We start from the raw sequence: 21,826 nt of genomic DNA, 5'->3' as shown, positions 1-21,826 counted from the left end.
GCCCTGCCCCCCGCACCGAACGAGCCCGCGGCGAACTCACCGCTCCCGAACGAAGGAGACCAGTGATGAGGTCCCGAGGCCTGCGCATCGGCGCCGCCGTCGTGCTCGTGGCGGCGCTCGTCGTCGGTGGTGTCCTTGCATGGCGAACCATAAATGCGCTCAATAGATTTCAAGTAGTCGCGTATTTCGACAACAGCAACGGGTTGTTCGTCAACGACGAAGTGCGCGTGCTCGGGGTCGCCGTGGGGCGCATTATGCGAATTGAACCTCAACCGCAGCGTGCGAAGATCACGTTCTGGGTGGACAAGAGTGTCTCGGTGCCCGCCGACGCCAGGGCCGCCATCGTGTCCCCGCAGTTAGTGACCTCACGAGCCATCCAGCTGACGCCTGCCTACACGGGTGGGGACAAGATGGCCGACGGCGCCGTGATCGAGGAGGACCGCACCGCGGTGCCACTCGAGTGGGACGATCTGCGCCTACAGCTCGAGAAGCTGACCGAAGCCCTGCAGCCCACGGAGCCCGGTGGGGTGAGCACACTGGGCGCGTTCGTGGACACCGCAGCCGACAACCTGCGTGGGCAGGGCGTGAACATGCACGACACGATCGTCAAGCTGTCGCAGGCGTTGTCGATCCTCGGCGACCACAGCACCGACATGTTTTCGACTGTCAAGAATCTGTCGATCATCGTCTCCGCGCTGCACGACAGTTCGTCGCTGCTGCGTCAACTGAACGTCAACCTCGCCTCGGCGACGGGAGCGCTCGCCAGCTCGCCCGATGCGGTCGGCAATGCCGTCAAGAACCTCAACGACGTCGTCGGCGTGACCACCGACTTCATCTCCGAGAACCGGGACGCAATCGGTGTCACCACCGAGAGGCTGGCGTCCATCACGACAGCCGTGCACGACAGCATCGACGACGTCGAACAGGCGCTCCACCTGTTCCCGAACACGCTGCAGAACTTCATCAACATCTACCAACCCACGCAACAAGGCATCACGGGTGCGCTCACGTTGCAGAACTTCGCCAATCCGATCTCGTTCCTGTGCGGCGGTATTCAGGCCGCATCGCGGTTGAATGGTGAACAGTCCGCGAAGCTGTGCGCGCAGTACCTGGCGCCGATCATCAAAAACCGGCAGTACAACTTCCTGCCCCTGGGGGCCAACTACATCGTCGGAGAGTCGGCCCGTCCCAACGAATTGACGTACTCGGAGGACTGGCTGAGGCCCGACTTCAGGCCAACGTCACCGGCTGCGCAAGCTGCCTCACCTGCACCGGATCCAGAGGCGGCACCCGCACCGAACGCGCCAGCAGCCCCCGGGGCCCCCACCGATCCCGCTGCAGGCCTGCAAGGCCTGATGGTTCCACCATCTGTCGGGAGTGGTTCGTGATTCCAATCCAGATCCGGAAGCTGTTGAGGCACTCGACCGTCGGGTTAACCGCATTGACAATCGCCATCGCATCGACGGGGTGCGAATGGAACGGACTGAACTCGATGTCGCTCCCGGGTACCGAGGGCGGTGGCCCCGGCTCCTTCGTCGTGCAGGCGCAGCTGCCCGATGTCGGCTACATCCAGCAGAACTCGCGGGTTCGGGTGGGTGACGCCAACGTCGGCACGATCACCAAGATCGAGCGCCAGGGCTGGCACGCGCTGGTCACGATGACGCTCAACCCGGACGTCGACCTGCCTGCGAACGCGACGGCAAAGGTCGGCCAGACCAGCTTGTTGGGATCCCTGCACATCGAGCTGGCTCCGCCTGTCGGGGTCCCAGCGGAGGGCAGGCTCCATGACGGCTCGCTGATCCCCCTGGAACATGCCGGGACATATCCGGGCACCGATCAGACACTGTCGGCGCTGTCGTTGATGTTGAACGGTGGCGGAATTGGCCAAGTGCAGGACATCACGGCCGCCTTTGCCACGGCGTTCAAGCAGCGGGAGGGTGACCTGCGCAGTCTCATCGAGCAGATCGACCAGTTCACCGCCCACCTGAACGCCCAGACCACCGACATCCTCGACGCCACCGACAGTTTCAACGGGCTCGTCACCCAGCTTGCGGACCAGAAACCAGTGTTGGACAGGGCGATACACTCCATCCCCGACGCGTTGGCCGTGCTCGCCGATCAGCGCGAGAACCTCGTCGAGGCTTCCACTGCCTTTGGGCGGTTCAGCGCACTGGCGGCCGACACCGTCAACCAGAGCAAGGAAAACCTGGTCAAGGAACTTGAAGCGGTCGGGCCGATCCTGCAATCGCTGGCCGACACCGGACCCGACCTGACTCGTTCGCTGGACTTCATCGGTACGTTCCCTTGGCCGAAAGGACCGCTGGACAAATGGATCCGGGGTGACTACGCCAACATCACCGCCATCGCCGACTTGACGCTCAGCCGGATCGACAACAACATCTTCACCGGCACGCGCTGGGAGGGCAACCTCACCGAATTGGAGATGCAGTGGGGCCGCACCATCGGCCAGCTGCCAAGCCCGTACACGGCCACCAATCCGCTGGTGGCTCCCTACCGTCTCGATCAGGGGCCGTGACATGCGCATGACCAAGCAGGTCAAGTCCCAACTGGCGATCTTCACCGCGGTCGCCGTGATCGCCAGCGCCGTAATGATATTCGGGTACATCAAGGTGCCCACGATGCTCGGCATCGGACGGTACGACGTGACGATGCAACTGGCCCAGTCGGCTGGGCTGTACAAAACCGCCAACGTCACTTACCGCGGCACGGAGGTTGGACGTGTCACGGCGGTCAACATCACCGACACCGGTGTCGAGGCAGTGCTCTCGCTGCGCTCGGACATCCCCATCCCCTCGGATCTCGAGGCGCAGGTGCACAGTACATCTGCGATTGGCGAACAGTACGTGGCCCTACTGCCGCGCAGCGACGGTGCACGACCGCTCAAAGGCGGCGACGTCATCGCGCTCGCCGACACGTCGATCCCGCCCGACATCGGTGTGCTGCTCGACGCCACCGATCGTGGGCTTCAGGCGATACCGCAGGACAACATCAAGACAGTGATTGATGAAAGTTACGCTGCCGTAGGCGGTCTCGGGCCAGAGCTGTCACGCATCGTGAAGGGCTCGACGCAGCTGGCAAGCGACGCCCGCCAGAACCTCGATCCAATCGTGTCGTTGATCGACCAGGCCCAGCCCGTGCTGAATTCCCAAGCGGAGACGTCGGATTCGATCCGGGCATTCGCCGCTCACCTCGCCGACCTCACCGGGCAGCTGAAGACTCATGACGATTCGGTAGCCGGTCTCATCCAGCACGGCGCGCCGGCGGCCGACCAAGCTCGTCAGCTGATGGACAAGCTGAATCCGAGTGTTCCGGTGTTGATGAACAACCTCCTCGGCCTCGGCCAGCTCGCCGTCACGTATAACCCCGGTGTCGAGCAGTTGCTGGTGTTACTACCCATGGGTGTCGCGGTCATGCAGGCGGGCACCGTGGCCAATCGCGGGAGCAAGCACCCCGGATTGGTGCTGTCGTTCAACCTGAACCTCAACCTGCCGCCGCCGTGCACGACGGGGTACCTGCCTGCCCAGCAGCAACGCGTACCGTCGCTGACGGACACGCCCGACCGGCCCGTCGACGACCTCTACTGCCGCATCCCGCAGGACTCGTGGAACGCGGTGCGTGGCGCTCGGAATCTCCCGTGCATGATGCGCCCGGGCAAGCGCGCTCCGACCGCGAAGATGTGCAAGAGCGACGAGGAGTATGTGCCGCTCAACGACGGATTCAATTGGAAGGGCGACCCGAACGCAACGCTCTCCGGTCAGGACATTCCGCAGGGTCCGCCGGGTACACCGCCGGCAGCGGCTCCGATACCACCGGCGCCACCGCCTGCGGCACCGCCGATCGCTGCCGCGTACTACGACCCGGCGACCGGCAGCTACATGGGTCCGGACGGCAGCATGTACACCCAACAGGATCTCGCGCCGACGAACGGAGGCCAAACATGGCAGAGCATGTTGACGCCACCGGGCTGAACGACGCAGCAGTTCTGGACGCCGCCGATCACCAGCTCGAAGGATCGGATCAAACTGTTCGGGCGGAGGGGTCCGGAGATGTACCGGTCGCTGGCGAGAGGGCGCGTCGGCGTCTGTCTGTCACCGGCACTGCGGTCGTGGTAGGCCTCGTTCTTGTTGTCGCCCTCGGCACGCTGGTCGGTTGGCTGGGTTTGCGCCAGCACCGCGACCGTCAGTCCGAAGCGATTCGATCTGAGATGGTGGACGCCGCTCGGGTGGGCGCTGCGAACCTGACCAATATCGACTTCGCTCGCGTCGATGCCGACATCGAGCGGATCCTCGACTCGTCGATCGGCAGCTTCCACGACGACTTCCAGCAGCGGTCGCAGCCTTTCATCGACGTCGTCAAACAGGCGCAGTCAAAGTCCGAAGGCACCGTGACGTCCGCGGGTCTTGAATCGCAGGACGGCGACCGCGGCCGAGTGCTGGTAGCGGTATCGGTGAAGACGTCGAGTATCGATGCCCCGCAACAGCAACCGCGCGCATGGCGGATGCGGATTGACGTCCAGAAGGTCGATGGCGCCTTCAAGGTCTCCGACGTCCAGTTCGTGCCCTGAGAACGGAGGATCGAAATGTCGGTGCACATCACGCAGCACCCAGACGAATCAGCGAACATCGATGTCGACGCCGCCCACGTCGATGACACCGCGAAACGGATTCAGTGGAAGCGGGTGGTCGCGTACGGCGTCTTGCCGGGGCTCGCGTTTTTGTTGGCAGCCGGCGCGGGCGTCCTGACGTGGCATGACGCGTCGTCTCGCCAGGCGCAGGTAGCGTCGGCGCGGTCCGTGCAGGCGGCCACCGAGTCCACGATCGCGATGTTGGCGTATCAGCCGGACACCGTGGAGAAGGACCTCACAGCGGCTGCCGGGCGCCTGACGGGGTCGTTCCGCGACGACTACCTGAAGCTGGTGCGTGATGTCGTGATTCCAGGCTCCATCGAGAAGAAGATCGGCGCGGTCGCCACCGTGCCTGCGGCGGCTTCGGTATCGGCCAGTGCAAACCATGCCGTGGTGTTGGTCTACGTGAACCAGACGACGACGATTGCCGGTGGCGCCCCGACGAATTCGATATCCAGCGTCCAGGTGACTCTCGACAAGGTGGGCGACGCATGGCTCGTCTCGCAGTTTCAACCGATCTGACGCACTGGTGCCGATTGTTCACGATGGCCGTGGCATTCGCTTTCGCTGCCGTCGCCGGCGGTCCCATCGCTCATTCCGGGGCACTCCGCGGCGTTCATCCGGCACCGATGTATCGGGCAGCACATCAGGTCGTTCCATCAGCACTATCGGGCGGCGGGTGGCTCCCGACTTCTCGCCGAAGCTCAGGCAGTGAACGATGAGAAGACGCCTCCTGGTCAGATACGCACTTGCGGTCGTGTGCGCGGCGGCGCTTGTCGCAGCAGCACCGGGTACGGCGTATGCGACGCCGGACGACAATCCGTGCGATCTTGTCGCCGAAGTTCTATGCAAGTTCATCCCGATGGCGCCGGAATTGGAGGGGGACATCGACCTCACGAGGCAACAGCCGCCGGAGGACCCGAACGCTCCATCTCCGGATACCCGTCGGCCCGCAGATATCTGCGCCAACGGGTGTATGTGAGAACAACTTTCCCGAAACCGACACGTGGGCACTTCCGTTCGAGTGGAAGGCCGACTCGTCTTACCGCTTGCGGAACATATGGGGACCGTAGCTTCCGACAAGCTTGATTGACTGCCCGGACAGAGAATTCCTTTTATTTAAAGGCGCGGGTAAAGTTGATCACCGCGCGATTGAACTCTGCGGGAGACTCGACCATCGGTGTGTGGCCGACCCCGGCGATCACGACCAGCTCCGAGTTAGGAAGACGTGCGTGCATGTCTTGGGCGCAGTAGAGCGGCGCTACCCCGTCGTGCTCGCCCCAGACGAGCAAAACGGGGCATCCAATGGATTCGGGTTGCGTGGCGCGCACCGCGCGGCCAGCCGCGGGAACAGAGCCGACGAAGCCCGGCCCCGCGAAAGCCGGCATGATCCGCTCAGCCAGTTCTTGGTACAACACATCGGGATCACGGAACGCCCCCCGAAGCGCATACCGCCGGACCCAGGCTTTCTCGGCTAGGAGGCGACGGACGAAGCCACGGCGCATGACGGCGGCGCAGATCCTCAGAACAACGAGGGTTGCCGCCAAACGCCGCTCACTCATCGGAACGCCGCCTGCATCCACGAGCACCAGGCTTCGCACACGGTGCGGGGCAGTGGTGGCCATCGCGATGGCCACCAGCCCGCCCATCGAATGGCCCACAACGACAGCCGATTTGATGTCCAGTCCGGTCAGCAAGTCAAGCACCGCGTGAGCGTGAGTTGCCATCTCCGCGGGTGAGGGAAGGGGCTCTGAGTCGCCGCAACCGGGCAGATCCACAGCGATCACACGGTGGTGTCGGGCGAGTTCAGGAATGTTCTCGAGCCACCACTGCCAGCTTGATGCCATTCCGTGAAGCAGTACCAAAGTGGGGCCGGTTCCGTAATCGAGATACCGGAGGCGGCGCCCGTCGACGAGTGTGTCCGCGACGAAGGGTCTCCAGTCGACGGTCGTCCACGGCGGCGCGGCGTCCTCCGGTCTTGGGAGCGGGACGATCATGTGAACTCCGCGGCTTCAGTCGCCATAAAACTCACACGATTAGATTAATTTGCCAGTTCTGAGTGGTCAATCGCGCTTACGAAGTCGCTACCACAGCCGTACAGGGGTGAGAACTGCTTCGGCGGCATCGATCATGTGCTGACCTAGCGTATCGATGCTGTCGGTTGGACTTTCGCTGGACCCTCGACCGTTGCCCTGCCGAATGTCGTTTCTCGTGATGACGATTGGATGAATGGAGCGAGCGTCACGGCAGTCGTTGGGGAGGTCGCGCAATGGGTGAGTTGGTGAACACCGATTGAGCGAGTGTCGACTGTTAGCGCGGTCAAGGAGTGAGAGCAACTTCGATCGTCGGTACGTCCACGCGATGGACGTTTCAAGTAGGTAGCTGCGTTGTAGCGATCAACGAGACTCGACCGAATCGGGTGTTATCGGTAGCAGAAGATGAACATCAACTTCTATTCGCAGTGACCGATGTCGTGCGGTTAGGACAAGGGACTACTGCGCCGGCGATTGGATACCTTCACCGCCAGCGGACGTGAGCCTATGTTGGGCGCTCTGCGTCCGCCTCGATCAACTCCTTGATCCGCGCCATCGTGGCCTGCGAATTGGGCGCGGTCGCATATACGACGAGCTCTGAGTACCGAGCGTCATCGATTTCCAACGACGACAGTGGATGCTCCCGGAGTCGCACCACTCGGTAGCCTCCAGCGAGGAGATCCAGACTCTTGGCGCGGTCGATATCGGCCTTGTCCCGATGCCAATAGCCACCGTCGTACTCGATTACAAGTGTTCGTGAGTGCGGGAGCGGAACGGCTATGTCGGCCGTCCACGTCGGCCGGCGCGTGAACTCGTTCGACCGCAGCTTGACCCCGGACCGAGCCTTACCGAAAAGCGTGTTCGCGGCGGCGAAGTGATCGAGTTCGACTTTCGACTTGCCAATCTCACGGCATTCGGGGCAGTCGCTGCCGTTGGTTCGCGAACTTAGCGTCGCTGTCCAGACGTGGGTCGGGTCGAAGGAGCAGATCCATTCGGGGTCGAACAATGTCGTTCCGTTCGGCCGCACGTGCCAGGCGGTCACCGGGTTCTCGGGCGACCACTCCTTCGCTAGCAGTGGGAACTGATAAGCGAGCGAGTCCAGAATCGTGCGGCAACGTGGACACAGATACCGCTGGTATTTATTCCTGTCACGCACTGCCTCTTTCCACTCATGTCCGCATGTGGCGTCGCGCCACCACACCGAGCGCTTCGAATTGTGGACGACGCCATCGGGAGTCAGGCTGCCGTTCATCGTTGGGTGCCACTGCGCTGCGATCTCGGGGCACTCCTCTGCGAGCGTGGGTGTGGATCTGGTCTGCCGGGTCTCGGCAGATCGGCAGTGCGGGCAGCCGGATTGCAAGAACGTGTGTGGACTGATCCGTGGGTGATGTCCGTTGGAGCACTTGAAACGCCGCAGCTCCCACCCACCGGCGATGGGGACCTTCCGCGGATCCGCTGGGTCGTCCCACGCCGCGGCGAGCATCGGATGGTCGGCGACGGCCGTCCTCTTTAGAGCGTCGTACTCGTTCTGCCAGGCGGCTCGCCGCTCGTTCTCGCAGCGTGGACACTGCGGGCGCTCGACCATCTCCCTGACCGAGCAGGTGAATCGGTGGGAGCAGGCGGGGCATACCCATGCGACGATGCGTGTGGCGGCCGTCGACGCGGTGTCGAAGTCGGTGGTCGAGTTCACCGTGTAGTCCCACCACGACAGCGACCGAGCGCCGGAATCCTTGAACAGCGCCGCGCGTGTTCGCGCCTTCGTGGTATTCACCGTCGCTTTCGCAGCCGACTTCGCGTTGCGCGCGCAGGCGCAGCCGAACCCAATGTCGCCGAGCCGCTCGGCCGACAACTTCTGGCACTGCCGGCACCGGACATGGTGAGGGTCGTCGGCCAGCGACGGCGAGGTTAGCGGACCGAGGTAATCGTAGCCGCGTGCCTCGGCGTGGGCTCGCGCCTCGTCGATCGACGGTGCTCGACGCATGAGGTGGGAACGCTGCATGGCCGCCCAGTCCCGCCAGTGACACGCACGGCAGGTAGCGAGATTTGAGTTGTTGTTTCCTACGACGTAGTCGAGCTTGTGATGCGCCGGCGTTCCGCACTTCAGGCACTCCATCAAAGTGAATGTGTTGGCCTTGGCGACAGGTTCAAGAGACTTCATTCCCCCGACGCGGAGAATCTCATCGATGCACTTCGTACACCAAGACGGCTTCGTGCGCGTGGAGAACACTGCGCGGTTCGGACACCCCTCGGTGGAGCACCCTTGGTCAGTGCTGAAACTCATGGCTCATTGTGGACCGCTCGATTCCGAGAACGAACGAAGTCGGGTGTTGTCGGTGGGCCGCCCCAGCCGACAAAAGGCGAGTTATCAGCACCATCCGGCCGGTGGTCCGTGTCGGCGAGCAATCGCGTCTGGGAACCGCGAATAGCATTAATTAACTGTTGAGCAGTAGCGGTTCAGATGAGTGAGGTGCGCCGCCCCCCCAGCGCGCCGTTTCTAGAACGACTGTTGGTATGAATCGTTGGCCCAGCGGATCGCGCTCATCCGGGAGCGCTCCGCTCGTGGATGGAGGCGCCAGCCAACCAACTCAGGATTTCGCTTCGCCACCCCTCTACCCAGGCATTTCAACACTCTGTGTTATCGGATTGGTATCATCTCGTGATGAAAACGTTACTCATGGGTGCCGTCACAGCAGTGCGCCGCTGACCTGCGGGAATCGCCTCCCGGGAAACTGCTTTAATAGCAATGATCACTCCGAACGCTCTTTGGAGCTAACTCTAGTCAGCACCGAAGCGGAGCGGCGCGCGAAGCTGACTGTCCAGCTTGCTAAGCTCGCGAGCAGTCATATCGGATCGGTTAATTCCCCGGTGAAAGGGGTCGGATGCACCTGCGTTCGTTTCGGCCTTTTGGGAAGCCCAACCGAGTGAGCGGTAGTGCGGACGCCTTCGCGCATGTTAACCCAGTAATCAACGATCTCAAGAAGCGACTGATTGAGGATGCGCCATCGCCTGCCCGCCTAGCAGACACCCCGGGCATAGTCACACTTGACGCTGAGTGGGGCGCTGTTGCAACAAATGTGATCGACAATGCGTTGTCCCACAGCAAGTCAATCGCCATAGAGCTGCCAATCGACGGGACGATCGACCGCGTATTTGCGCGATCAGGTCTCTATCTCGCGCTCTCGCGGCAACGAACACTCGACTGGACGAGGTTTGACGAAAGGCAATCCACCGCGCTAAAGGCGTGGGCCACTGACTGGCGGCCCGCCGACGTGAGACAGCCACTCTTCCCAATTGGCCTGCCCGACAATTCCTTTGAGGTCGACCGTCGCGGCGACAGTCCCGAACGTGAATTAGTCGCGTTTCTTAGTGCCGACCGCGTTCCCCGCTCCGAAGCCATGGCCGATCAGAGCGTCGTCGTCTTCCCATGGCTTCGTGACATGGTGCGTCATCACGACCGGCTCAGCGTTGATACCCGGGAAACGTTGCTTGAGGAAACCGCTTTGGCGGCTCAAGAACTCTTAGACAATGTGCGTCTACACGCCAAACTTGATAGTTCGGGCTTGTGCTATGTGTCGTATTCAATTACAGGCCAAGCGAATACCAACGACCTCGAATTGCATCTAACGGTGCTCGACACGGGTGCTGGCATCCCAACGACAGCGCAGCGCCACTATGCCAGCCCTGAACCGCCCGAAGCAATCGTTAGCGCGGCGCTTGCGGGCGAGTTGCGGAAGCGTGACCGTGGCCGTGGATTGAATCGATTGGCCCACTTGGCGGAGCGTCGGGGAGGACGCCTCTTCATCGCCACTAGCGCCGAGACGGGCGGCGCGGTCATTGCCGAATGCGTGCAAACGGCGCAGGCGGTTGTCCGGCACGTCGATGATCTTGACCTCAAAGGAACGGTTGCCGTGCTCACGCTGCCTCTTGCCGATGAGCCAAACTGACGCTGCTCTCAACGACCGAGAGCACGAGTTAGCAGGACGGCGCGTTGTCTGTCATCGATAGTTCGGCCGGACCGCGGGACGGCTACATTCGTATCTCTACGAATTCCGGCCAGCAGCAACGGCAATGGTTACCGCCGGACTCGCTCGATGCCCTGACATTCGTCGACATCGACGGAAAACAGATGAGCGCCGACCAGGTTGTCGACAAATTGAAGGCCTTCGCTCATCAACTCACGAATACACAGGTCCTGCTGCTTCGCTGGCCGGAGATTATCAATGATCCGCCGTCAGCTGCTGACTTACAGACAGCCGTGGCGGAGTGGGTGGGTCATATCGCTTCTCGACTCACCGAGTCCCGCATTCTGTTGAAGCACGTTGGAGCTGTCGTATTCGGAATCGGCCATCCGCCATCGATTGTGTGGAACCAGACGGCCAATTCCGATGGAACTGTTGCGCTTCCGGCTCCGCCCGACGAATCCGCGCTGTTGCACCGCGCACTCGTGGCCGAGTTCTACGCCATGCTTGACTGGGGCCACGCGGTTTGGCGTCCAAAGCGTTACCACTATCAACTACCGTCCGGCGACCACGCCGGCATTTTTGTGCGTGTCGGCGATGCTCTTCGGACACCGCGCGACGTTCGCGCGTTGAGCACGTGGTTGACCAGCCGCCTCCGGGATGGAATGTCGATAGTCGCCGACAGCGCAACACTGCTGCCCCTTGTGACCGACCTTAGCGCCCTTGTCGTTTCACGCGGTTGGGAGTTGACCGGAGTCGAGATGTTGGATGAGTACCCCCGAACGCGCTTCGATATCACTCGGGCCGCCCGAAAACAGTTGAAGGCTAGAGGCGGGACTCTTGGCCTGTTGTCGGTCAGCGCATCCGGCACATACCGGCAACTGATGATCGATAGCCTGGCATCGTCGAGCCGGCCAGGCGAGGAGAATTGGTCACTCGTCGTACTCGTTCAGAAGGGTGGCGGCGCCGACGAGACGTTCTCGCCATCCGCCTCGGGAGCAGGTACTGAACGGACATCGATTTGGCTGGGGGTCTCCGACCAGGGACTGAACCCGCTGGATGCCGCCACATGTCAGTGGTGCAAGGACAACACCCGGGCACAGGTGGTACGTATCGACCCGCGCACATTCGAGGCGCTCGCATTACCCGGGCACTATCTGCTTACCCCTAACGTGACCGCCGCTCGGCAGTCGGTGAAGTTTTGGGATCACTGCGCCGAAACGCACGCGGTGGACGTGGAAGTTCAACCAGCCGAAAGCCCTTCGATCGTCGCACGGCCGGAAAAGCACCGCATGGGCGTCGCGATCCGCGTCGCTAGGCTGATGACGAAACCAAATGAGTTCATCGAGCGGCTAGGCAAGCGGATGGATGCCCTGGAGACCGAAGCTGCTGAGACCGCTCGTCTCGCCGGGAAAGACTACCGAAGCCCCTTCGAATACGAAGCGCTTGACGGCGTCGTCGTGTCCAAGTACGACGCCGAACTACCGAACTTTGAACAGGTTTTCGCCTACTTAAAGGAGCGGTTAGGACTGTCCGCAGAGTTGCAGCCGACGATCGCGGCGCTCGACGGCGACGATCTGCCGGAAGAGGCGTCGAAATGGCGTAATGCCCTTGTCCTGTCGGTTGGATCCGTCACCGGTTGGAATCTCCGCCAGTTGCATCTGGCTATCGAAAAGCGTTGGAAGGACTTACCTCAACGCAACGTCTCGGCACTCGTGCTGCATGCTAGGCCTTCGACCCACCGCGAGTGGGAAACACTCGGTCGATCGTTTCGAAACAATTTGGCCGCGGTGTGGTTGACGTACCTGCCCTGGCGGTCACCGATTGAAGAGGAGGCGCGCCACCTCGCTGAAGCCTCGGCGATTCTTGGCGGACTCACGCCTGAGGTGGTCGACTTTTATAGAGAGCGGGTTCATTTTTGCAACCCGCGATCATCCAGCGACACATTGAGCGAGCGTGTCGAAGCCTTTCAAGCTGGCGATGCGGAACACGATCCACTGTCGATTCTCTGGGGCGCCTCGGGTAGCCGGGGCGGCGCGTGCGAGGTTCGCACACACTCGAATTTTGGGTATCAAGTCGACTGCCTGACGGCGTACACCGCGATTGGCGCCGCGATGCAGTCGTCGCGTCAGCGTGTTGATATTCAGGATCCTCGCTGGCGCGTATTCGAGTTTCCTGCGATAACACGCGCCTACTATGACGGGATACTCGTGGCCTCGATACTGCGTTGGTGCGAACCGCAAGAAGCGTGGTGGGGTGACACGGATCGCGAAGCGGAAAATGTCATGAGCGAACTGGTCGCCAGGACTCAGGACAAGAAGGATCAGGCCGTGCTGTTTCCGGAGTTGTTCCTTGCAGCTTCGCAAGGCAAGATCCCGGATGCAGCGACGGTGCGGCTCGCTGATCTGATCGATCCCGTGATCGATAACTGGTCAGTGCACGAACGCGCACCGATAGAGCTGGGCATCGCGCTCTGGAAGAACTCGATGCTGGAACGAATTGCACCGCAAGACAACTAAGTAGGGCAGTCACCGTCGCACCCAAGTTCTGAAGGCAGCGAACATGGAAAATGATTTCGCCTACGAGCAGCTCAGCCCGCGTGCATTCGAACAGTTGGCAGTCGCTATTGCCGAATCGGTCATCGGAGCCGGTCTCGAGGTCTACGGCCCAGGACCGGATGGCGGTCGAGAGGCGACGTGGTCGGGCAAGATCAACTGGTCGCTGCACGATCCTGACGATCACGAGAGTTGGCAGGGTTACACGGTGATCCAGGTTAAGCAATGTCAGAACCCAACACAGGATCCTGAGCGCGACCTCGCGTGGTTGGTCAGCGAAATGAACAAAGAACTCAAGAAATGGATCGATCCCGAAAGCAAGCGATCTCGATTTCCCGAGAATTTGCTTCTAATCACCAACGTACGGTTGACCCCAGCTGATCCGGGCGGCACGATGCAGAAGCTCGACGGCTACCTCGCCGAGCGCCTCATCCACAACTACGGCAACAATCGCCAGGTCAGGACCCTACGGTCCCGTGGCCTCCGGAACATCAAGGTCTGGCACCGAAACAAGCTGACCAATCTCCTTACCAACAACGCTTCGGCGCGACAACGGTTCGCGCCACTTATAACTTTGGGAGACGTCCTCGCCCGCCTCGACAGACTCCCCGGCTCGGTACCAAAAGAACTCGTGACGAAGCTGTTCGTCGACCACGCGCATAATGCCCTCGAGACCGGCCGATGGGTGCGCTTCGACGACGCAGGCGATGACGACAGCCGACACCCGATCGACAAGATCGTCATCGACCTCCCCGTCGACACACCGGCGGGTCGCCGGTCGACCGCACTAATCGAATGCCTCACACGCGGAGACCGCTTGCTTCGCCGGTCTCTGCTTCGCGCCTCTCGTCTTGGTGAAGAACCGCGACCTCGTCATGTGGTGATTACCGGCGCGGCAGGCAATGGAAAGAGCACCCTGAGTCGCTACCTCGCCCATGTCTACCGAGCCAACTTCGCACGGTGGGAGACGGCGCCCCCCGCGGGTGTCGCGACATTGATCGAAGATGCCTTCGTGTCCCTCGATCGACTTCAGCTCGATTGCCCCTCAATTCCTCGCTGGCCCATTCGAATAGACCTCACTCACATGGCAGACGAGATGGGGCCAACTCCCGACGGCGGGCCTAGCATCCAACGGTACGTCTGCAACCGCATCTCGGATCGCGCTGGCGTGCCTGTACATCCCGAGACGCTTGAAAACTGGATGAAGGTGTGGCCGTGTGTCGTTATTTTCGACGGACTCGACGAGGTTACGCATCCCGCTCTGCGACATCGAGTGTTGACCGAAGTTACTCAATTAGTATCGCGCGCTGATGATCTCGACTGCGACATGTTCGTGATCGTAACCACCCGTCCAACCGGCTATACCGAACGCCTGCTACCTGAGCACTTCGCCCAACTTGATCTGGCTTATCTGACGGTGACCGAAGCCGCCGACTATGGGCACTTCGTTACTACTAAACGACTCGCAAACGACGAGCCAGAGTATCGGCAGTCGGTGCTGGATAAGTTCGATCGGGCTACAAGCACGGCGGGCGTTCAGCGACTTATGAAGACGCCGCTGCAAGTCCTCATCCTAACCGTGATCGTCGCGAGCACCGGCGTGCTCCCGACGAATAGATATCGTCTGTTTTGGAATTACTTCGACACGGTCTTTAAACGAGAGGCGAATAAACGCACCGGCGACCAAACATTCCTCAACAGCTATCGCACCGAGATCGAAGACATCCATCGACGCGTAGGCCTGGTACTTCATCAAAGGTGTGAGACTACCTCGACAGATGGAGCGAAACTCCCTCTCACTGAACTGCACGACATCGCGTTCGAGCGTTTACGTGAAGACGGACACCAAATACCCAGGGCCAACGAACTTGCCACCAAGCTGGTATCGATCGCGACGCAACGCCTTGTACTTCTCACCGCGGACGAGGACCATACCGTCACGTTCGATGTTCGCAGTTTGCAGGAACTTATGGCCGGGCGAGCCCTCGTCAGCGCCGGCGAGATCGACCATCGTCATAATCTGACCGTTGCCGCTCGAAGTCCGCACTGGCGAAATGCCTGGCTCTTCGCTGCCGGAGAACTCTTCGATGGTGGCTCATACGATCGAGATCTAGTTCTGAAAGTGGTGGAGGAATGCGATTTCGACGAAAAGTGGCCCGGCTGGCTGTATCCCATCGCCCCTGAGCTTGCCGCCGATATCCTCGATGATGGCCTCGCGGCCAACAAGCCGGTATTCGTGTCGCGCCTAGTGGATTGCGTACTCCGGTGTCTTGAGGGTCCGATGCCGACCGAACCCAAGAAGATTGCACTGGGTCTGACTGCGGCGGCAACGGAAAATGACCAGCGCTTGTCAATCCGTGAAAGACTGGCCGCGGCCCTCACAGGTACACCCGTGCAGCATGCCGTTGCATCTGCATTGATCCACTACGGGAGCTTCGGCGCACGAGTTCCGGGAGAGCCAATAAATACTGCTCGCTACGCTGATATGTGGGTGTACCGGGGGCCTAAACCGCAAGGCAGCGCAGTCAAGTTGGGACGACTGCTTCGTGGCGCGATCGAACAATACGGCGGCCCGAATCCGATCCTGTCACAACAACTTATCGATGCACTCGGCGACTGCGACAACCTGCAGCTGCAGTACAACGAAGTAGGCGAAATGCGACCGCTGACTCAAGCCGGGTCGAATCGATTCAAGTCGGAGAACCTCATGGCAGTCCTGAACGATCCCGATAACTCTCAGCTATTACAGATCGCAGTTGAAGAGCTGAGCGAAGACGATTGGCCCGCAAAATCTCTGCTCGCCCGAGCGTGCTGGCCTGTCCTTGCGCGGAGGCCAGTCGCCACCGAGTTGCGGTCTTTCGCTGATAAGAGACCCCAGGCGTAGAGCGCTCTCCCAGCTGCTGCGCGATGTCGATCTAGACGTTTGTTCGCGCGTTCCGTAGACCGTTTTCAACGGCGGATCGGAGTAGTGCGAACGCTGGAAGCGGAGGTTATGGCGGTAATCCAGCGTTTGACCAGCTATTTTGCAACGAAGATTAACAAGCTCTCGCGACACGCCCGAGTCTTGTCAAAGTAGGCAGGCGTGTCTTGACAATCTTCGTTGCATCTCTACAACTGCCCGCGGGGGCCTGCCGCGAGATCCGGTGACAGCTTGGCCTGCCAGTGTCACCTATTCCATCCAGCGGACCCCAGTACGGCTGGATCGCGTAAATTCTTTGACAGAGAAACGCAAGCACCTGACGCCGCATAAAACGAGAGCCATCATGTCCGAAGATTCAGAAGCAGACGTTCCACCGAACCACCTATCCATCGACCCGCGCAGCGCCTTCTACAACGAAGAGGTGCTTCGCCGCGACGTGGGTATTCGCTTCAATGGCGTTGAGAAGACCAATGTTCACGAATACAACGTGGCCGAGGGTTGGGTGCGTGCCGAAATCCCGACCGCGAAGGATCGCCGCGGGAATCCCATGGTCGTCAAGCTCAACGGCACGGTTGAACCTTATTTCCGCTCAACGGAGTAGCGGACTTCCCGAGCGAGCAACGCCACCCCTCGAGCAATCCCCCGTGCCCTGCCGCACGCTGTCCGACAGCACATGACAGACCACCCTGGAGGGCGAGTATGGCCAGACTCGAAGCACGGCGAGCGGGTATCCGAGCCGCGGCACGAGCGGCAGTTCGGCTCGCCGCTGAAATTGCGGTGCTTGGCGGGCCGATCTCGTCCTCGACTCTGCGAGCCAGCAGCGCGATGTCGCCGCCAGCCGCATCTACCACGCAATCAGCAGGCGCCTTTGGGACTCTCGTTAACTTCATGGGAGAGGACGGCCTTGCGGCCGTGCGAAATCTCCGCGTGGAACCGTGGAGCTACCGCTGAGACCTGTCGAGCATTTCGTAAGTGTGCTGCCACAGCACCTTTCGTAGCTCTACATCATCGGCGGCGCGGTGCGTCTTCGCGACACGTCTCTTGCGGAAGTGCTCGCCCGAAGGCCAATCAACACCGGGGGCTGAGTCCGCCAACCATACGAGGGTGTCTGCGCCCTGCTCGGGGGTGCGTAAGAGCTTCCGCAAGGGCGAGTGGAAGACGGCGCGCATGACCGCCGTCGAATCGTTGGCGAAGTTTGACGCCACCGACCCCGGTTCGAAGGATGCCGCGGCGAGCCCGGCCGATCGATACCTGCGGTGAAGTTCGCGGGTGAACAACACATTCGCGAGCTTGGTTTCCGAATAGGCATGCAATGGACGAAACCGCTTCTCCCCGTTCAGATCAGCGACGTGCAGCTGCACCAAACGCGCGGCACTGCTCGATGTAGCGATCACAGCCGCCTTGGATTCGATCAAACGATCCAGGAGAAGACGTGTGAGCAGAGCGGGCGCCAAGTGATTCACTTGGAGAGTGCGTTCGTAACCATCACGGGTCAGCTGACGCGCGCCGCTGAGTTGAAGTCCGGCGTTGTTGCACAGCACATCGATCTTGTCGTAGCGGTTCAAAAGCTCTGCCGCCAGACCGCGGACGTCGTCCAGACTGTCGAAATCACAGCAGTGATGCGGTGCCCCGACTTCGGCCGCTACTGCCTCAGTCTTCTCCCGGGATCGCCCGACGATGACCGTCGTGTGTCCACGAGAAGCCAGCACCTGGGCCGCAGCACGCCCGACCCCGTCGCTCGCGCCCGTGATGACGATCGTCTTGCCCACGGCCTCGACGATACGTCGACCACGAAGGGCGCAGGACTGTCTAACTCGGCGGTCGGTCCAGCGATATGGGCTGCACCCTTCACGCCTTCTCGGCCTCGATGAGGTCGTGCGGGACGACCGAGAACGTCCGGCCGGTCGGCCTCAGACCGGCGCCGGTGAGGAGGGCCGACAATTCGGCGAGCGAACGCAGACGTCCGCCGTCTCGTTGGGTCAACGTGTGCAGATCGAGAAGCGGCGAAAACGGGTTCGGGCGATTGGGTTCCTGAAGGTATTCGACCACCACCAGCTTGCTCCCTCGGGGCATGCTCGCCGCCACCGCGGCAAGAATCTCTGCGCAGCGTTCGTCGTCCCAGTCGTGCAGCACATCCTTGAGCAGATAGACGTCAGCGGTGGCGCTGATGGTGCCGAAGATGTCGCCCTCGACACGGTCGATGCGATCAGCCAGGCCGCGCTCGGCGAGGAAACTTTCGGCTTCGGCGATCATCCCTGCACTGTCGACCAATATCCCGCGCAGGTTCGCGCGCGATTCCGCCACGATCACCGACAGCAGCGTGCCGATGCCGCCGACGACATCGCACACCACAGCACCGTCCGGCCACGGGTAGACCCGCGCGATGGCGCGGGCGCTGATCTCGGTGGCTTGCCGCATCGTCGACGCGAAGAGCGTTGCTCGTCGGGATGGGCGGCGAACCACTCCCATACCGACATCCCGTGTACGAGCTCGAAAGCGCTTCGGCCGCTTCGCACACTGGCGGCAAGGCCGCCCCATGCATCCACGGTCGACCGCATCCCCTTGTAGCGCATCCACGCCCGCAGCGAAGAAGGATGGTCGCTGCGCAGCACCGCCCCGGTGCGGGTCAGCTTCACCGCGCCCGTGCGGTGATCCATCGTGCAAAGGCCGCATCCGACCGCGCCGCGCAGCAGGCGGTGAGTGGTGTCTTCATCGCAGTCAATTCGGGCGGCGATCTCGTGCGCGCTCTTCGGCCCATCGGCGAGCACATCGGCGATCCCGAGTTCGGCGATGGTTGCGGCGATCTGGACACCGCCGACGCCTTCGCCGAGATCCAGCATCGCGATCTGAGGCGGCACCAAAAGGTCGGCGAGCTGTTTGAGTCTGCGTCGCAGAGCCAGCGTGGCCAGCACTACGGGCAGTGGCGTCGACGGCATCCGTGCAGGTTAGCCATCCAGGCGGATTCTCAATCCCGCTTTCTAGCGTCACCGCGGGAGGGAAAACACAGGTGCCCCCGCGGACAGTTCGGCGGATGCACTGCCGGGCGTCTGCTCGGCGGCATTGCGAAAGCTGTTCTCTCAAAAGGAGATTCGGACCGACACGACCGACCGAGAGCCTTCGGTGAGATCCCGGGATCCGCACTCCGCAGAATCGCTCTCACCTCCAGGATAAGGCCTGATAGGGGGCTTGTGGCAAGGCCCGGGTGGTGCTGCATGCTGGGATGTCTCAGCAGTACGTCCGAAGGACTTCAGGTGTCCAAACAGATTGATGACGGCCCGTTCTTCCACGGCACGATCGCGAAGCTGAGTGTCGGTGAGTTCCTCACCGCGGGGCATCGATCAAACTACCGTCCCGAGATCGTGATGAACCACATCTACTTCACCGCTCTCGTTGAGGGAGCCGGCCTTGCCGCGGAGATCGCCGCGGAACTCGCCGAGGGGCAAGCACTTCCGAGGGTGTACGAAGTAGAGCCGACCGGAGAGTTCGAGAATGACCCGAACGTGACGGACAAGAAGTTCCCCGGCAACCCGACTCGGTCCTACCGCAGTACAGCCCCACTGCGGATCGTCGGCGAGATCACTGAGTGGACGCGACTGACCCCTGAACAGTTGCAGACGTGGCGCCACCGACTGTCTGCGCTTCTCTCAAACGACGATGCGGAGATCCTGAACTGAGAAGACCGCCGTCACCACTTTCTACGTCGCCGCACCAAGCCCTCGGCCGCTCACCGACGTCCTGCACGCCGGCGCTGCGCTGCGCGGTACCTGCTCGTACGCCGCTACTTCGATTCGAATCGGGTAGCCGGCCAACCTACGTCTGCCGAGCGCGCACGCCCAACACTGGCTGGCGGCGGCCGCCGGCGTTGAACTCCGGGCACCAGGGGGAGTGGCCGCGCTCATCGAGCCACGCGATCTGCAGGGCCCGCACGTCGGGTCCGTACAGTTCCACCGCCAGACACATATGCACGTCTGGTTGCGCGACCGCGACGAACTCGGCGCGCCAGCCGTCGGGCAACTCCATCGTGTCGCCGGGTGCCGGCACCCGGGAGCGGATCATGTAGTCGGCCACCGTGTTGAGCACCCTCGCCGCTTGCCGGGGTGCCAACGCGGTCACCAACAGCTCCGGCAGCCCGGCTCCGTGCAGCCCGATGGTGTAGGCGAACGGGGTCGGCTCGTCCTCGACGTATTGCACGGCCCAGCCGTGCTCAGAAATCTTTCGTCGGAGCACGTCGTGGTAGTCGGCACGGGTGGCCTCCGGGTGATCGCATTGCCAGCACATCTTGGCTCCTTTCCGTCGCTGCCCTCACCTTCCTCTCGAGGTCCGACAACCTGCCTGCGTGTCGACTTGCTGTAACCGCCAGACCCGCAAGGCGGTCATCGCCGTCGGCGGCGTCCACGAGCCGCGCAGCCATCGCGCTGACGATGCCGGTGCTCGAGAAGTGGCGGGCCTTCAGGAAGGAAGCGGCGTCAGATTGACCGACGAGTAGACATCGTCGGTGTGAGTTCATAACCTGTCCGAGACAAAACGTGGCCGGACCGACATGGTCCCTGCAACGAAGGATCGTGACAATCCGAATGGGTCGGGTGCGCCGTTTACTCCCGCGGATGGCGGGCGGCGTCGCAGCCACGGTCCTGGCGCTGGCTCTGTCACTGGCAGGCCACGTTGTGGCAGACCCGGCGGATGACGCACTGGCCAAACTCAACGAGTTGTCGGCTCAGGCGCTGGAGACCCGCGAGGCCGTCACCGCCGCCCAACACGATGTCGACGAACGAATGGCTGCCCAGACGGCGGCCGAAGACCGCCACCGCACCGACCTTGATGCCCTCGCAGCCGCGAACTCCCAGCTAGCGCCGTACCAGGCGGCAGTCGACCGCATCGCGGCGATGGACTACATGAGTGGCCGCAACGGTCAGGCAGCGGCGCTACTGACCGCATCCTCCCCGCAGCAATTGCTCGACAAGCTGACGCTGCAGCGGGTGGTCGGCGCCACGACGGCTGAGCAGATGAAGGCGTTCCACGCCGCACGCGAGCGCGCCCAGACCGCCGCCCAGGCTTCCGAAAAGTCGGCAGCGGACGCCCGCGCCGCGACCGAGCAGGCCGCCGCGGTCCGCGCGGACCTGCAGGCTAAATGGAATGACCTGCTGCGCAAGATCGCCGCCGCCGAGGCGCAGTACGCGGCGTTGACACCGCAGCAGCAGGCGGTCATCGACAACGCGGCCCCGCCTCCTGCAGCAGCACCACCCCCACCGCCCGCTGCGCCCGCACCGCCGGACCCGGCGATCCTCGCGATGCCCGGCCAGCCGCCCGTCGACCCCGCTCAAGCTCTGGCGGCTGCCCGCGTCGACGTCCCGGAGGCACTGCCCGTCGGTGTCGCGAACGAGGCTGGGCTACAGGTCAACACCGTCCTTGCCGCCCGGGCGATCAGCGCGAAATATCCTCAGATCGCCGACATCGACGGCGTCCGGCCCGACTCGAAGCCGTGGCATCCGAGCGGCCTGGCGATCGACGTGATGATCCCCAATCCCGAGAGCGCCGAGGGCATCGCCCTCGGTGACGCGATCCGTGACTTCATGCTCAGCAACGCGAGCCGATTCGGGCTCCAAGACGTCATCTGGCGCGGCACCTACTACACGCCCAGCGGTCCGGCGGGCTCAGGTTACGGCCACTACGACCACGTGCACGTCACCACGACACCGCGCCGCTGACCGCGACAA

General features: G+C 62.2%; 17 protein-coding genes. 11 read left to right on the top strand and 6 right to left on the bottom strand.

Going from position 1 to position 21,826, the window contains the following annotated elements; genetic code table 11:
* The first annotated feature begins 65 nt into the window (after positions 1–65).
* From AU072_RS15430 to AU072_RS15410, 5 genes are all read left to right on the top strand, one after another.
* Positions 66–1,388: an MCE family protein gene (locus AU072_RS15430; RefSeq protein ID WP_064414588.1), complete on the top strand. Its 1,323-nt coding sequence runs from the start codon at positions 66–68 to the stop codon at positions 1,386–1,388.
* An 11-nt stretch (positions 1,389–1,399) separates the two neighbouring features.
* Positions 1,400–2,536 (top strand): MCE family protein, encoded by a 1,137-nt coding sequence (locus AU072_RS15425; RefSeq protein WP_064414598.1) that lies wholly within the window; start codon positions 1,400–1,402, stop codon positions 2,534–2,536.
* A gap of 1 nt (position 2,537) precedes the next feature.
* The gene (locus tag AU072_RS15420) at positions 2,538–3,989 is read left to right on the top strand and encodes an MCE family protein (RefSeq protein WP_064414587.1); all 1,452 of its coding nucleotides are present in this window, start codon (positions 2,538–2,540) and stop codon (positions 3,987–3,989) included.
* Positions 3,990–4,126: 137 nt separating this feature from the next.
* On the top strand, positions 4,127–4,585 hold the full coding sequence (locus AU072_RS15415; RefSeq protein ID WP_235629884.1) for an Rv1363c family protein: 459 nt from the start codon (positions 4,127–4,129) through the stop codon (positions 4,583–4,585).
* A 15-nt stretch (positions 4,586–4,600) separates the two neighbouring features.
* The gene (locus AU072_RS15410; RefSeq protein WP_235629883.1) at positions 4,601–5,167 is read left to right on the top strand and encodes an Rv1363c family protein; all 567 of its coding nucleotides are present in this window, start codon (positions 4,601–4,603) and stop codon (positions 5,165–5,167) included.
* A 593-nt stretch (positions 5,168–5,760) separates the two neighbouring features.
* On the opposite strand, the gene AU072_RS15405 is transcribed toward AU072_RS15410, so the two are convergent.
* The gene (locus AU072_RS15405) at positions 5,761–6,642 is read right to left on the bottom strand and encodes an alpha/beta fold hydrolase (protein ID WP_064414585.1); all 882 of its coding nucleotides are present in this window, start codon (positions 6,640–6,642) and stop codon (positions 5,761–5,763) included.
* Positions 6,643–7,183: 541 nt separating this feature from the next.
* Entirely contained in the window at positions 7,184–8,659 is a 1,476-nt protein-coding gene (locus AU072_RS15400; RefSeq protein ID WP_235629882.1) for a zinc-ribbon domain-containing protein, read from the bottom strand.
* A 940-nt stretch (positions 8,660–9,599) separates the two neighbouring features.
* On the opposite strand from AU072_RS15400, the gene AU072_RS15395 reads away from it, so the two are divergent.
* The 4 genes from AU072_RS15395 (at position 9,600) to AU072_RS15380 (ending at position 16,713) form a co-directional block, all read left to right on the top strand.
* Positions 9,600–10,622 (top strand): ATP-binding protein, encoded by a 1,023-nt coding sequence (locus tag AU072_RS15395; RefSeq protein WP_133147294.1) that lies wholly within the window; start codon positions 9,600–9,602, stop codon positions 10,620–10,622.
* Between the two features lie 44 nt (positions 10,623–10,666).
* Positions 10,667–13,156, top strand: a complete 2,490-nt coding sequence (locus AU072_RS15390) for a hypothetical protein (RefSeq protein ID WP_133147293.1) — start codon at positions 10,667–10,669, stop codon at positions 13,154–13,156.
* Positions 13,157–13,199: 43 nt separating this feature from the next.
* Positions 13,200–16,076, top strand: a complete 2,877-nt coding sequence (locus AU072_RS15385; RefSeq protein ID WP_064414581.1) for an NACHT domain-containing protein — start codon at positions 13,200–13,202, stop codon at positions 16,074–16,076.
* Positions 16,077–16,455: 379 nt separating this feature from the next.
* Positions 16,456–16,713, top strand: a complete 258-nt coding sequence (locus AU072_RS15380; RefSeq protein WP_064414580.1) for a DUF3297 family protein — start codon at positions 16,456–16,458, stop codon at positions 16,711–16,713.
* Positions 16,714–17,053: 340 nt separating this feature from the next.
* Here the strand turns inward: AU072_RS15380 and AU072_RS15375 are convergent, their stop codons facing one another.
* The 3 genes from AU072_RS15375 to AU072_RS28180 all read right to left on the bottom strand — a co-directional run bounded on the left by AU072_RS15375 (position 17,054) and on the right by AU072_RS28180 (position 19,048).
* Complete coding sequence (locus tag AU072_RS15375) at positions 17,054–17,881, bottom strand: SDR family NAD(P)-dependent oxidoreductase (protein WP_064414579.1); 828 nt, start codon at positions 17,879–17,881, stop codon at positions 17,054–17,056.
* A 79-nt stretch (positions 17,882–17,960) separates the two neighbouring features.
* The gene (locus AU072_RS27645) at positions 17,961–18,530 is read right to left on the bottom strand and encodes a methyltransferase (protein WP_165595602.1); all 570 of its coding nucleotides are present in this window, start codon (positions 18,528–18,530) and stop codon (positions 17,961–17,963) included.
* A complete protein-coding gene (locus tag AU072_RS28180; protein ID WP_133147292.1) occupies positions 18,419–19,048 on the bottom strand; it encodes a methyltransferase family protein in 630 nt (209 codons plus the stop codon). The genes AU072_RS27645 and AU072_RS28180 overlap by 112 nt, the downstream gene beginning before the upstream one ends.
* A gap of 315 nt (positions 19,049–19,363) precedes the next feature.
* On the opposite strand from AU072_RS28180, the gene arr reads away from it, so the two are divergent.
* Positions 19,364–19,786 (top strand): NAD(+)--rifampin ADP-ribosyltransferase, encoded by a 423-nt coding sequence (gene arr / locus AU072_RS15360; protein ID WP_064414576.1) that lies wholly within the window; start codon positions 19,364–19,366, stop codon positions 19,784–19,786.
* Between the two features lie 136 nt (positions 19,787–19,922).
* Here arr and AU072_RS15355 read toward each other — a convergent pair whose 3' ends face one another.
* Complete coding sequence (locus AU072_RS15355) at positions 19,923–20,390, bottom strand: DUF4262 domain-containing protein (protein ID WP_064414575.1); 468 nt, start codon at positions 20,388–20,390, stop codon at positions 19,923–19,925.
* A gap of 296 nt (positions 20,391–20,686) precedes the next feature.
* Between AU072_RS15355 and AU072_RS15350 the strand changes: the two genes are divergently transcribed.
* Positions 20,687–21,817, top strand: coding sequence for a coiled-coil domain-containing protein (locus tag AU072_RS15350; protein WP_064414574.1), 1,131 nt, complete (start codon positions 20,687–20,689; stop codon positions 21,815–21,817).
* Positions 21,818–21,826: the final 9 nt, after the last annotated feature.

Source organism: Mycolicibacterium novocastrense (assembly GCF_001499835.1).
Classification (GTDB): Bacteria; Actinomycetota; Actinomycetes; order Mycobacteriales; family Mycobacteriaceae; genus Mycobacterium; species Mycobacterium novocastrense.
The sequence above is the reverse complement of the archived record's forward strand: the minus strand, read 5'-3'. Positions and strand labels throughout refer to the sequence as shown.